The organism is Neobacillus pocheonensis (assembly GCF_050477905.1).
GTDB lineage: Bacteria > Bacillota > Bacilli > Bacillales > Cytobacillaceae > Neobacillus > Neobacillus pocheonensis_A.
On record NZ_JBCNAD010000005.1, the window covers coordinates 1 to 13254 of the forward strand.

The window sequence follows — 13254 nt, forward strand, 5'->3', positions numbered from 1 at the left end:
GGGAATGGGCGGCTTTCCAGGCATGGGAATGAGCGGTTCACCAGGAATGGGAATGAGCGGCTTTCCAGGAATGGGAATGAGCAGTTCACCAGGCATGGGAATGAGCGGTTTCCCAGGGATGGGAATGTAAATCTTTTTAATATGACAAACTATGATCCTTTAACCTGATTTCCAATATAATGTTCAACCAAAAAAAGATTGGTAATTTTAATTTAAATCAAAAACGTAGTTGCAAAAACCTTCCTTATAGAATAATGGGAAGGTTTTTTTATATCATTCAACATTAGGCGGTCACGGAAAATTAACCAATCAACCTCCCTCTGAATATGAATATGGATAAATAACCAATTGGAGGAGGATAAAATTTGAAAATTAAATACGATCATTCCTTTCAGTTGCCAAGGTCCGTTGTATGGAAGTATATAAAAGATGAAACGGTTCTTCGAAATTCTCTCCCAGGTTGTAGGATTTTTGAAGAAAAATCCTATGGAAATTACTTAGCTGAAATAGACATCCATTTAGGACCGATTAAAGATGTGTTTAAGCTTGATATTCGGACAGTTGAAGAAAATTCATCATCCTCATACCGCCTTTTTGTAAGAGGAAAAGGAAATCTCGGGGAGATAAATGGCAGTGGAGTTTTGCAAATTAAAGAAGGACAGGAAGGGACGCATTTATCCTTCGTGTCAGATGCCGAAGTAACCGGCGCACTCGCCATGGTGAGTAAACGTGTATTAGACGGATCAGCAGACAAGAGTTTTCAAAGCTTTTTTCAAACCATAGAAAAAGAAATCAAAAGAAAAATCTATCTTTTGAAAAGAAGTGGTAGGTGACTAGGGGTGATCCTGGTCAGCTACCTTTTTATGTTTTGGGGAAGCTAAAATAACGTTTGTATTAGCAAAGCATGGGGGAATCTAGACATAGAAACTTCGAGACAAAAAATAAGGTTTCGTTTTGGGAAGGAGGATGTCTTTGACACAGAGGGCTAGGCTATTTATTTATACATTATTTATGGCTGCTGTGGCGATTACCATTGTTTCAGACCGTGTTCCAATCTATAACAAGACCTTGATCAAAGCCATAATTCTGTACTGGTTATTTAGTACACTTTATTTTCACCTCCGGACAATGAGTAGACAAGGAAATGTTACATTGGATTATGGCATGAATTACAGTTTATCTTTTGTCATGTTTACCGGTCCGTTCGGATTATTATTATTCGAGTCTATTTACCGATTTAGTAATTATGTTTATAAAAAATGGACAAAAACAGCCGACCCAGATGAATTTGAACATATTTTTTATAATATCGGATCGTTTGTCTTCCAGAATTCGATTGCCTATTTTGCGTTTCAATTCTTACATACCTATTTTCAAGGATTTCCGTTTGGATTTTGGATTTTGACGTTTATTCTCGTAACGATTAATGCTATCATTTCAGATACTTTTTTAACTTTAATTTTTTACTTCCTGGGGGAAATAAAAACGCGAGCAGAAGTCCTGCATTTTTTTAAAAGCCGGAGTATACCTGATATGGCGAAAATCTCCTTCACAAACGGAATGTTATTTGTCTTTCTACGAGAAGGAAAATGGGAAACACTGATTAGCTTTTTCATCCTGAATTACCTTGTGAACCACTCTTTTATTACAAAGTCACAATACTTGCAAAATAAGCTAGAACGAGACCAATTCGAACAAATGGCATATACAGACTATTTAACTGGCGTAGCTAACCGCGCCTATATGGCTAAGAAAATGGCGGAGTTTAACCAAAGTAATGAATCGATTGGAATTGTTGTAGCAGATATTGATAAATTCAAGATCATCAATGATACCTATAATCACGCTGTCGGTGATCGCGTGATTCAACATTTTGCAGATGCTTTTCAACGGTATCTTGATAAGGATGATTTATTATTTAGGAGTGGAGGAGAAGAGTTCACGCTTATCTTAAGAAATAGAGATTATGAGCGAACGCTAGTATTAATAGAAAAAATCCGTCTAGGAATTGAAAACAGTCAAGTCGATGTGGAGTTTAACGGAGAAAATGTTGTTATTACCTATACAGCTTCTTTCGGTCTTTATTTTTATCATGTTACTGAAAAGGTATCGATGGAAAAAGGTTATATTTATGCAGACCAATTATTACTTCAATCCAAACAGCATGGAAGAAATCAGCTATCAGCGAAAAAAGAACCACATTTGGAAGACGTGTAATCATGAGATGGTTGAATTGGCACAATCAATCGTTCTTACATAAATAAAAATAGAATGACAAACACTACCTTTCAAAAGGTGGTGTGAGTGATGAAAAAAGACAATCCTAATGATCCTCAGGAATTTCAAAATAAGGGAATAACCAATGAAAAGATGAATAAAAATGTTGAAGTTAATTTGGATAATAATGATATCCAAGCAGAAAGCGCAATAATTATCGGAGGCGGCGATCCAAATCTGTTTCCTGACGGAGGAAAGCCTTTAGTATAGATTACAATGAACATTTTACAAGGAGAGTAATTATGGACAGAGAAAATCATTTTGTAGCAGCTGACCTTTCGCCTAATTTAATAAACGAAATTCAATCTCTCGAAGAAAAACTTACGGAGCAAACTCATAAAAAAGTAGTGGTAATAGCTTACGAAAATGATGAAGCCAAATAAAGCAAAAACCTTCAAATTTTTGAAGGTTTATTTTATGTATGAGGGGGACGGGAAATGAAGATAAAGTGGTTCTTATTACCGATTTTATTTGTTGCCATTCTCATTTTCAGTGCTTTCCACTCAGCCAGGACTACCTCAAAGCAAACCCTAATGTTTCAACAAAAAAATAGGATAACCGTGTATCTCGCTGGTGATTCTACCGTAGCTAATTACCCAAAGACGTGGGAACCCAAAGCAGGCTGGGGACAAATGATTGCTGCTATGTTTGATGAACATGTTATCGTGAAAAATGTGGCCGTTCCTGGCAGAAGTTCGAAAAGTTTTATTAAAGAAGGTCGGCTGTCCAGAATCCTAAACCAAATTCATAAGGGAGATTACCTTCTTATTCAATTTGGTCATAATGATGAAAAAATCGAAGACCCAACACGATACACGGATCCAACAACTACATATAAAAGTTATTTAAAACAGTATATTGACGGAAGTAGAAAACGCGGGGCTATACCGGTCCTTGTTACACCTGTTGAAAGAAGGCAATTCTCGCGGGATAATCAGGCTTTGGCCACACACGGACAATACCCTGATGCCATGAGAGAAGTCGGAAGAGAGGAGAAGGTAGCAGTCATCGATTTAAATAAGAAAAGTAGAGAACTATTTCAACAACAGGGACCAGTAAAAACAAAGGAACTTTTTCTATTTCTTGATGCAGGTGTAAATCACAATTTTCTCAGGGGAGTAAAAGATAACACCCATTTTCAGGAAAAGGGAGCATACATGATGGCAAGACTAGTTGTTATGGAAATTAAAGCGCAAAAACTACCTCTTCAAATGTATATTAGTAATAAACGAAGCTGTCACATGGAGTGTGTATCAAAATGGAAAAATCAGAAAAAATTTATGCAAGGTCAAGTCGCCTGTTATTGAGACAATTTTCACAACAAGATGTTGATTCCTTTTATTTGTACCGTTCAAGTCCTGAAGTAGCCAAATTTCAGTCTTGGGAGAATTATCAATATCACGATGCGGAAATTTTTGTTCGAAAGCAATCTCAGAGTGTGCCAAATCAACCTGGGACTTGGTTTCAGTTCGCAATTGCCTTAGCCGAGACGAATCAATTAATTGGAGATTGTGCGCTTCATACACTCTTGGCAGAGCCTCGAATTGTTGAAATTGGCTTCACCCTTGCTGAAGAGCACCAGGGGAAGGGCTATGCAAGCGAAGCGGTGAGAGTTTTACTGAATTACGTATTTAATGATCTCAGAAAACACAAAGTGATCGCTTTTACTGATGTTAGAAACGAAAAGTCCATCCGGCTGCTTGAACGTGTGGGTATGAGGAGAGAAGGACATTTGTTGGAAAACTACATGTCAAAAGGGCTGTGGGTAGACGAATATCAATATGCATTACTGGAGTCGGAATGGAAAAACAGGTGAAAGGCAAGTTAATTATCGGAAAGCGTGAGCCAATCAGCGGATAAGCGACTCTAATCGGCGGATAACACATTTTAATCAGCAAAAAGCAAAATCACAAATATTTCTTTTATTAAGGGAAGTTAACAATTCAATTAAGAAATGGTTCAAATACCAGATATCGACAATTTTTTTTATATCTTCCGATTAAAATGGCACTTGTGGGAAGGGAGATGAATACGGACTGAAGTTATTTCCGTAAAAGGAGAATTTCACTGATAATCCTTGCTTTCAGATTAGGAATAAACAAAAACGATGGAGATCAGTTCTTTGTAAACATAGCAGCAAAATACCAAACCTGCTTGTATGCATAATAGAGGAGGTTTTTCATTTTGAAAAATAAACTTCGAAATGCTGTCCAGCAAAAAAGGCAACATCTAATCGACGAGCTACTTAAAATTGGTGTTTTTAAGAAAAATAATATGCATCTCTATGAATGGCCATTAAGTGATTTAGAAAAAGAATACAATGAATGGAAACATATGATTTGGATAGAAAGCAACACAAGTGTCGGAAGAATAAATGGAAAATAAAAGGAAGCACGAGGCGATCGTGCTTCCTTTTATTTTCTTGTTTTGATTAATCAATTTCTTCATCATTAATGCCATATACTTTAATTTTATAAGGTTGTTTATACTCTTTATCTAAAACAGTTTTTACCTCATTTCTAATATTATCTGCTATTTCCAATTGTCCCTTATTGTAATTGTCTATGCATGCTTTGATTGTTATGACCAGTGGATTTCCTTTTGTGTATTTAAAATATTCGACCTTATATTCTTTCTTAGAAACCAAACCTTCGAAAATGGTAGGACTTCATCATTTATCCGCGATTTCATCGTTTTCCCCCTTTTTTTATTTCTCTAAAGTATTTGACGCTAATAACCCTCATTTAGACGAACATTTTTGGAAAAATATATTATTATCTATAATCTTTTAAAGTGTTGGAAAAGCTATTTAGGTGCTTAAAGAAAGGTGGCACTTATTTGAGAAACTTTTCATATTCATTAAGGAGGTTAACGATGGGAATTTTAAGTGGAAATCCAAAGGAAGAACCTTTACACTACGGGGAAGTTTTTGATATTTGGGCTTCTCAATTAGTGGGAAATAGTATGATTGCGGGCTATCAAACGATGATGAACCACGCAGGGGATGAAGAGTTAAAAAAGTTATTGTCAGAAGCAATTGAGACATGCCAACAAGAAAAAAAGCAAGTTGAAGAATTATTAAAAGAAAACGGAATCGGCCTACCACCCGCTGCCCCAGAGCCTCCAGATGCATGTTTAGAGGATATTCCAGTTGGTGCAAGAATCCCGGATCCAGCTATTGCGGCTACACTTTCTGCCGATATTGCTGCTGGATTAGTAGCATGTAGCCAAGTGATTGGTAAATCCATCAGGGAAGACGTTGCCATGATGTATGGCCAATTTCATATCCAAAAGGCGGCCCTGGGAGCCAAAGTCCTTCGATTAAATAAAGAAAAAGGATGGCTTATTCCTCCACCACTACATCTAAATAAACATGGCGATTGTTAATGGAAGACACGGTTATTTTTAACCGTGTTTTTTAGTAGAGTAGGAACAGCTAAATTATGGGTTCGTTTAAGTTTAAGAAGTAAAACAAAGAGCATAGTTTACCAATCAGAAAGCAAACTAAAATCGTGGGTGCTGATTTTGCTATAACATTAGCAACCTTGATGGAAAGACAAATCTACAGCAAGGGTGGTAAAGAAATGGCTAAAAATAAGAATAATCAATTTAACAAAAAGAACAACGCACTACCAAAAGCCGATGCAGAATTTGCGGAAGAAAGAGGAAATGGCCTTGAAAAAGTAGCTTTACGAGCTCAAAAGAGTCAAAATAAGTAAACAGATATTGCTTGAATATGGGTTTGTAACAAAGAAAAACAACAAAAAGGCTGCTAAACAGCCTTTTTGTTGTTTTTGCATACCTAAGTAATCAATCATTTTATGGGTCCGTTTTTTGAAATACTTAAACGTTGAAAAATAGGTAGAAAATATGAGTGAGTCAGCGGTTACTCCCCAACTTTTGTTGTGTTCAGATGGAAGCAGTAGAATGTGTTATGATTTTAATAACAATACAGAAGGAGTTTTGTACATGTCTATTGAAACCGTTGTCCAACAGCAAATTGAATTTTATAATAAGCAGGATTTAGAGGGATTTGCGAGTACATACGCAGATGATATTACCGTTTTCTCCTTTCCTGACAACACGATTACATTAAACGGCAAGCAAGCTCTTATTGAAAGATACAAAGAAACATTCAAGAAGAAAATGTTTGCCGAAATAAGAAATCGTTCGATTGTAGGGAACAAAGTCATCGACTGGGAAATCGCAACGAATGGAATTACTGGGGAAAGCACAAGTTTGATGGCTATTTATGAAGTGAATGAACATTTAATTTCAAAAGTTTGGTTTATTCGTGAATAGATTCCTGAAACGATATGTTACGATAAACTGAAGAGCCAATAAAAAAATGACGGGGGAAATCCTATGTACAGTTTTAAGAACGATTATAGCGAAGGGGCACATCCTAAAATCTTAAATGCACTTATTGAATCCAACCTTGAGCAGGAGGATGGGTACGGGGAAGACCGCTACACCCAAAAAACGGTCGAACTGTTAAAGGAAAAACTTGGCCGTACTGATGTTGATATTCACTTAATCTCAGGCGGAACGCAAACGAATCTGATTGCTATTTCTGCTTTCCTAAGACCTCATGAAGCTGCCATTGCGGCAAGCACTGGTCATATTTTTACACATGAGACAGGTGCCATAGAAGCGACGGGTCACAAAATTTTATCAGTAGAAGTGGAAGATGGTAAACTGACGCCTTCCCACTTGCAGGGTGTACTTGACTATCATACAGATGAGCACATGGTGAAACCTAAACTGGTATACATATCAAATTCCACTGAAATTGGTTCCATTTATAAGAAGGACGATCTCAAGCAATTAAGTGAATTTTGTCATCAAAACAATTTGATTTTATATATGGATGGGGCAAGATTAGGTTCAGCCCTATGTTCAGACGAAAATGATCTTAGCATGGAGGATATTCCCTCACTTGTCGATGCCTTCTACATTGGTGGAACCAAGAATGGTGCTCTTATCGGCGAAGCATTAGTCATTTGCCGCGATTCTCTTAAAGATGATTTTCGTTTTCATATGAAGCAAAAAGGGGCGCTTCTTGCAAAAGGAAGATTACTCGGTATACAGTTTCTCGAACTTTTCAAGGATAATCTGTTCTTTGATCTGGCCAAAAATGCGAATAGAATGGCCGGGATGATAAGAGATGAATTGCTCAAGGAAAATATTAAGTTTCTGACCCATTCTCCTTCAAATCAGATCTTTCCGATCTTACCGAATTCAGTAATTTCAGAACTCCAAGAAAACTATTCTTTTCATATTTGGGAAAAGGTAGATTCCAATTACTCTGCGATTCGAATTGTAACCTCTTGGGCGACAAAAGAGGATGTAGTAATCGCATTTATTACGGACCTTAAAAAGGTCCTATCAAACCTAGTTACAAAATGAGAAAAGCTCGGCTAATGCTGAGTTTTTCTCATTTTTACTTTTCGATCAATTCTTCCTCCTGGTAAAATCTGCCTGATAAGAGTTCAGTCAATTATGTATGGTGATAAAGTCTATTTGTCTTCTCTTAATAAATAATCATTTCCATCTTGATCCTTAAAGGAGAACATATTTCCAAATGGCAATCTTAACATTTCTGCTACTTCGACGCCATTTTGTTTCATTTTCTCATACGCTGCTTCGATATCAGTTGTGCTGAACAAAATGGATGGATGGGCAACTTTAGATGGTTGATGTTGTTCCATGGCTGATTTTGAATAAAGGACTAAAGTAGTAAATTCGTCCTTACTTGGTCCAACTTCAATCCAATACGCGTCCGGTCCCATTGGTTGTTCAAATTTTAAAACAAAGCCGATCTTATTTAACCAAAAGTCCTTTGCCTGTTCTTGATCTTGTACATAAACAGTAATCTTGCCAATTTTATTAATCATCCTTGGATTTCTCCTTTATTCATTGATATAAATTAAGTTTATCAATCCCCAAAAACAAATGCAATTTCATATAGAATTAGAATCTTTATTAGATATAAAGTAATAGTAAAGAAGAACTTGTTTTGTTAAAATAAGGAAGGTGCATAGGACATTTGACAGTTAAATATCAATTCAATATAATTCGTTCATAATGAAAAATGATAGGGGCTTACTAATGAAAATACTTTTTAATGATTACATTAGTATTTTGATTCATCAAACTGACCTAACGCTAACCAGTTATATTAAAGCTAAGTTAGCACACTTGAATATTGCGCCGGAACAAAATTTAATTTTGCTGCTCCTTTGGGAACGGGACGGGTTGACACAAAATGAAATTGCTAAAAAGCTTGATAAAGATAAAACAAATATTGCGCGGATGTTATGTAATCTTGAAAAAAAAGGGTTTATCAGAAGGAAAATGAATGAGTTTGATAATCGTTCTTTTAATGTATTTCTCACAGAGGACGGCAAAAAGTTATCTGAACAAATGATTCCTATAGCTGAAGAATTCAATAATATCGTGTGTTCCGGAATTACGAGGGAAGAACTGCAAACAGTTAAACGAGTATTATTCCAAATGCGCCAAAATGTCGAAGGTATCGAGGGAAAATAGTTGCATAGGCAACTATTTTTTGCTAGAATCGAAATGTTCAAAAGTTGCTATAGCAACTATTTGCTAAATAGCAATTAAAAATACTTCATTCTACAATAGATGAATTCTTTTAAAAAGAAAGGACTGACAGGAAATGACAAAAGTGTTGTACATTACTGCTCATCCCCATGATCATACTCAGTCATATAGTATGGCAGTAGGGAAAGCTTTTATTGATTCTTATAAAGAGGTTAATCCAACTGATGAGGTCGTTCATCTTGATTTATATGCAGAAAACATCCCTCACCTAGACGCCGATGTTTTTAGCGGCTGGGGGAAGTTGCGCTCAGGTCAAGCGTTTGAACAATTAGCAGCAGACGAAAAAGCAAAGGTAGGCCGTCTTAATGAATTAAGTGATCAATTTATTTCAGCTGAAAAATATGTATTTGTAACGCCTTTATGGAACCTTTCATTCCCGCCCGTCATGAAGGCCTATCTGGATTCTGTTGCAGTTGCAGGTAAAACTTTTAAATACACAGAGCAAGGTCCAATTGGATTATTGACAGATAAAAAGGCGTTGCATATTCAAGCCCGCGGTGGCTTTTATTCTGAGGGTCCAGCAGCCCAACTGGAAATGGGACATCGTTATTTAAATGTCATGATGCAATTCTTTGGCGTTCCTTCTCTAGATGGGCTTTTCGTAGAGGGGCATAATGCAAGGCCAGATAAAGCAGTAGAAATTAAAGAAAATGCCATTGCACGAGCAAAGGATTTAGCACACACGTTTTAAATAAACATAAGAGCATGGAAAAAATATAGAAAAACGCACAATCACTGATTTAGTCGATTTGTGCGTTTGTTTCTTTATACAAGTTCTTGTGCTTTTATGTCTGAATGGTTGTTACTAAAAACTAAGAAATTTTATAGTAATCTTTATACCACTCGACAAACTTTCTGATTCCTTCCTCAACAGAAGTAATAGGTTTATAGTTAATATCATTCACTAAATCTTCTATATCCGCATATGTTTCTAGGACATCCCCCGGCTGCATTGGCAATAGGTTCATAACCGCTTTCTTTCCGAGCTGTTCTTCGAGTACTTTAATGAAGTCAGTAAGTTGAACAGGTTGATTGTTGCCAATGTTGTAGATTTTATTATAAGATTCAGTTTTGGCAGGAGGACCTTTTTTGATTAGACGATAGATGGATTCAATAATATCCTCAATATAGGTAAAGTCTCTTTTCATATTTCCATAGTTATAAACCTCAATTGGCTCCTGTTTAATGATGGCATTCGAAAATGAATAGTACGCCATATCTGGTCTTCCCCAAGGGCCGTAAACAGTAAAAAAGCGCAGTCCTGTTGAAGGAAGATGATATAAATGGCTATAGGAATAAGCCAATAATTCATTAGCTTTTTTGGTAGCCCCATATAAACTAACTGGGTTATCAACACGATCTTTAACGGAGAACGGCATCTTTTTATTATTTCCGTAAACGGAACTCGATGATGCATATATCAAGTGTTTGATTTGATGTTTGACACAGCAATCTAAAATATTGGCAAATCCAACCAGGTTGGATTGGATATACACCTGGGGATTTTTTAAACTGTATCTTACACCTGCTTGGGCTGCTAGATTAACCACAATTTCAATATCATACTGGTCAAATAGACTTTCCAGTAGTTCAAGGTTTTCAATAGAACCTTTAATGAAATTAAAATTTGGATACTTTAATAAAATACTTAATCTGTCATCTTTTAATTTTGTATCATAATAATTATTGATATTATCAATACCAAGCACATGGAAGCCTTCATCCAACAAACGTTTAGAAAGATGGAAACCGATGAAACCTGCACAACCCGTGACAAATATGCCGCCAGCAAATTTTTGCACGTTTAATTCCTCCTTTCCTGAATTAATCCTATGATGCGGGGGATAAACTGAAGAATACTAGGTTTCACCTTCCTCGTTTAAATTTGAAGTATAGGTGATTTGCGAAAAGCTTCCTAAGATAAATTGTAAATTTTCGAACTCATCATTGATTCCTTTTAGTGTAGTGTGTATTCCAAAAATGGAGTTTGAAAGAGGGGGACTTACATCCATAATTTTGCTGTTTTTAAGAAGAATACTATTTTCAACGACACAATTTATGAGAGTGGAATCATCCTGGATTGACGTAAAAGGTCCTATTTTTGTGTTTTTTATAATGCAGTTATTTCCAATCAAAACAGGGCCTTTTAAAGTACAATTTTCAAGTATAGTGTTAAATCCAACCTGAACCTTGTCCCCCAGTTGTTTCGAAAGCACCCATTCGTTGGCAGCCAACCATCTTTCAATTGTACCTACATCTGAAAAATGTTCATTTGTAAGAGAATAGGAAATTGGATAACCTTGATCGATCATCCACTGTATGGCATCAGTTATTTCATATTCTCCTCTTTTTGATGGTGGTATATGGCGGATAGCTTCAAAAATAGACCCATCAAATGCATACATCCCAATTACAGCAAGATTACTTTTAGGATGTTTGGGTTTTTCTTCCAAACTAATAACTTTGTGATTTTTGATTTCAGCAATCCCAAAATCACTGCCATTCTTTACTTCTGTTACAAGGACAGCCCCTTTATTACCCGTAAATGCTTGAATGAGAGTTTCGATGGGCTCGATGATGATATTATCTCCAAGCATCAATATAAAAGTATCATTATGAATAAATGTTTCCGCCTGGCTGAGTGCATGGGCAATTCCCAATGGCTCTGTTTGATAAATATATTCAAACTTGAACTCTTTTGGGAATGTGGAAAGATAGTTGATAATTTCTTTTTGACCATGGTTCAATACGATACCAATTTCACATATTCCTGCTTTTTTCATCTTCATTATGCAATGATAGAGTAGGGGCTGATTGGCAACTGGCATAAGAGTTTTTGGTAAACTTGAGGAAAAGGGCTGCATGCGAGTTCCTTTACCAGCACAAAGTATGACTCCTTTCATGAATATTTCTCCTTTCAACATTAAAATTCTGGCATACCAATTCCTTCATAATGGTAGCCTAATTGCTTCATGACAGAAGCATCAAGTGCATTTCTGCCATCAAATACAAAGGGGGCAGAAACAGTATTAAGGGCCGCTTTCCAATCCATATCGATAATTTCTTCCCATTCCGTTATAAGAAGGACAGCATCAGCTTTTTTTAGTGCATCTAGAGGATTGGATGTGTATGTTATAGAAGGATATATTTTTTTGACATGTTCAGTACCTTTTGGGTCGTATGCAGTAATATAGGCATTATTTTGCAGGAGATAATCTATTATTTTTAAGGAGGGAGCTTCTCTAATATCGTCTGTCCGGGGTTTGAATGTTAAGCCTAATATAGCTATACGTTTTCCTGATAGTGTACCTAAAGTTTTCTTTACTTTTTCCAAAAACCATTCTGGTTGAGTTTGGTTTACTTGTAAGACTGCTTGAAGGATATTCAAGGGGATACCATTTTCGGATGCCAATGCCAGTAAAGCGCTGATATCCTTCGGAAAGCATGACCCACCATAGCCTATTCCCGCTTGTAGAAACTGAGCACCAATCCTGCTATCCATCCCCATTCCTTTTGCCACTTCGGTTACATTTGCTCCAATTTTTTCACAAAATCTTGCTAGTTCATTTATAAATGAAATTTTCGCAGCTAAAAATGCGTTTGAAGCGTATTTGATCATTTCTGCATCTATAGGAGATGTAAAGAGTATTTTTGATTTTGCATGTCCATATAATTCTTTCATCATTTTTTGGGCTTTCTGTGTTTCACAGCCAATAACTATTCGATCAGGATGCAAGGCATCATATAATGCTTTTCCTTCTCTAAGAAATTCGGGGTTTGAAATCAAGTCGAAAGGAATCTTCAAATTTCGTTTTGTTAGTTCATTGATGATTAATTTTTTTATTTTTGCATTAGTTCCTACAGGGACCGTACTCTTCAAAACAATCACTCTATATTCGTTCATTAAATTTCCAATATTTCTCGCCACTTCTTCCACAAAGGACAAATCAGCTTGTCCGCCCATTAGGGAGGGAGTACCCACCGTAATGAAAAGGATGGAACATTTATCTATACATTCGTCCAATTGAGTGGTAAAAGAAAGTTTTCCGTTTCCTGCTAGTTTTTTTACCAACCCGTCTATTTCTTCTTCATAAAAGGGGAGGCTCGCCTGTTTCAGTTTTCCGATTTTTTCTTTATCATGGTCAATGGCAAACACGGTATGTCCTCTTAATGCAAAAGACACACTTGTTGTGGCTCCCACATAGCCCGCCCCTATTACAGCTATGTTCAAATGATTGACCTCCTTACCGTATTTTCTAAGTAAATCCTAATAATTATTGTAGTTTATGAGAAAAAATAAGTATTTGGAACAGTTAAAAACCTATACAAAAGAGATTTTTACACCTA

The 13254-nt window shown here is 36.3% G+C and carries 17 protein-coding genes; 13 read left to right on the forward strand and 4 right to left on the reverse strand.

The annotated features are described in order from the left end of the window. Window positions 1-365: 365 nt before the first annotated feature. The 11 genes from ABES02_RS01860 to ABES02_RS01910 all read left to right on the forward strand — a co-directional run bounded on the left by ABES02_RS01860 (window position 366) and on the right by ABES02_RS01910 (window position 7686). Entirely contained in the window at window positions 366-833 is a 468-nt protein-coding gene (locus tag ABES02_RS01860) for a CoxG family protein (RefSeq protein ID WP_430129987.1), read from the forward strand. Window positions 834-972: 139 nt separating this feature from the next. Beyond that, window positions 973-2217: a GGDEF domain-containing protein gene (locus tag ABES02_RS01865; protein ID WP_430129990.1), complete on the forward strand. Its 1245-nt coding sequence runs from the start codon at window positions 973-975 to the stop codon at window positions 2215-2217. Between the two features lie 90 nt (window positions 2218-2307). Beyond that, window positions 2308-2487, forward strand: coding sequence for a hypothetical protein (locus ABES02_RS01870; RefSeq protein WP_430129993.1), 180 nt, complete (start codon window positions 2308-2310; stop codon window positions 2485-2487). Between the two features lie 32 nt (window positions 2488-2519). Next, window positions 2520-2660 (forward strand): hypothetical protein, encoded by a 141-nt coding sequence (locus ABES02_RS01875; RefSeq protein WP_430129995.1) that lies wholly within the window; start codon window positions 2520-2522, stop codon window positions 2658-2660. Between the two features lie 54 nt (window positions 2661-2714). Further along, window positions 2715-3584: a rhamnogalacturonan acetylesterase gene (locus ABES02_RS01880; RefSeq protein WP_430129997.1), complete on the forward strand. Its 870-nt coding sequence runs from the start codon at window positions 2715-2717 to the stop codon at window positions 3582-3584. After that, window positions 3536-4093 carry a GNAT family N-acetyltransferase gene (locus ABES02_RS01885; RefSeq protein ID WP_430130000.1) on the forward strand — a complete coding sequence of 186 codons (558 nt, stop codon included), beginning with the start codon at window positions 3536-3538 and terminating at the stop codon, window positions 4091-4093. The genes ABES02_RS01880 and ABES02_RS01885 overlap by 49 nt, the downstream gene beginning before the upstream one ends. Before the next feature lie 368 nt (window positions 4094-4461). Beyond that, window positions 4462-4662: a Fur-regulated basic protein FbpA gene (locus ABES02_RS01890; RefSeq protein ID WP_430130003.1), complete on the forward strand. Its 201-nt coding sequence runs from the start codon at window positions 4462-4464 to the stop codon at window positions 4660-4662. Between the two features lie 489 nt (window positions 4663-5151). Further along, window positions 5152-5664: a DUF3231 family protein gene (locus ABES02_RS01895; protein WP_430130005.1), complete on the forward strand. Its 513-nt coding sequence runs from the start codon at window positions 5152-5154 to the stop codon at window positions 5662-5664. Window positions 5665-5789: 125 nt separating this feature from the next. Then, window positions 5790-5996, forward strand: coding sequence for a hypothetical protein (locus tag ABES02_RS01900; RefSeq protein ID WP_430130007.1), 207 nt, complete (start codon window positions 5790-5792; stop codon window positions 5994-5996). Window positions 5997-6246: 250 nt separating this feature from the next. Beyond that, window positions 6247-6579 (forward strand): nuclear transport factor 2 family protein, encoded by a 333-nt coding sequence (locus ABES02_RS01905; protein ID WP_430130010.1) that lies wholly within the window; start codon window positions 6247-6249, stop codon window positions 6577-6579. A gap of 63 nt (window positions 6580-6642) precedes the next feature. After that, on the forward strand, window positions 6643-7686 hold the full coding sequence (locus ABES02_RS01910) for a threonine aldolase family protein (RefSeq protein WP_430130013.1): 1044 nt from the start codon (window positions 6643-6645) through the stop codon (window positions 7684-7686). Window positions 7687-7796: 110 nt separating this feature from the next. Here the strand turns inward: ABES02_RS01910 and ABES02_RS01915 are convergent, their stop codons facing one another. Beyond that, window positions 7797-8174 (reverse strand): VOC family protein, encoded by a 378-nt coding sequence (locus tag ABES02_RS01915; protein WP_430130015.1) that lies wholly within the window; start codon window positions 8172-8174, stop codon window positions 7797-7799. A gap of 214 nt (window positions 8175-8388) precedes the next feature. Here ABES02_RS01915 and ABES02_RS01920 point away from each other — a divergent pair, with 214 nt between their 5' ends. Together ABES02_RS01920 and ABES02_RS01925 are read left to right on the forward strand one after the other, a co-directional pair. Beyond that, window positions 8389-8829, forward strand: a complete 441-nt coding sequence (locus ABES02_RS01920; RefSeq protein ID WP_430130017.1) for a MarR family winged helix-turn-helix transcriptional regulator — start codon at window positions 8389-8391, stop codon at window positions 8827-8829. 133 nt (window positions 8830-8962) lie between these two features. Next, window positions 8963-9598 (forward strand): FMN-dependent NADH-azoreductase, encoded by a 636-nt coding sequence (locus ABES02_RS01925; protein ID WP_430130020.1) that lies wholly within the window; start codon window positions 8963-8965, stop codon window positions 9596-9598. Window positions 9599-9719: 121 nt separating this feature from the next. Here ABES02_RS01925 and ABES02_RS01930 read toward each other — a convergent pair whose 3' ends face one another. Genes ABES02_RS01930 through ABES02_RS01940 form a run of 3 tightly spaced genes read right to left on the reverse strand, consistent with a single transcriptional unit; the run spans window position 9720 to window position 13138 of the window. Continuing rightward, window positions 9720-10709 carry an NAD-dependent epimerase/dehydratase family protein gene (locus ABES02_RS01930; protein ID WP_430130023.1) on the reverse strand — a complete coding sequence of 330 codons (990 nt, stop codon included), beginning with the start codon at window positions 10707-10709 and terminating at the stop codon, window positions 9720-9722. Window positions 10710-10766: 57 nt separating this feature from the next. Further along, window positions 10767-11810 carry a sugar phosphate nucleotidyltransferase gene (locus ABES02_RS01935; RefSeq protein ID WP_430130026.1) on the reverse strand — a complete coding sequence of 348 codons (1044 nt, stop codon included), beginning with the start codon at window positions 11808-11810 and terminating at the stop codon, window positions 10767-10769. Window positions 11811-11830: 20 nt separating this feature from the next. Next, window positions 11831-13138, reverse strand: coding sequence for a UDP-glucose dehydrogenase family protein (locus ABES02_RS01940; protein WP_430130029.1), 1308 nt, complete (start codon window positions 13136-13138; stop codon window positions 11831-11833). Between the last annotated feature and the right edge of the window lie 116 nt (window positions 13139-13254).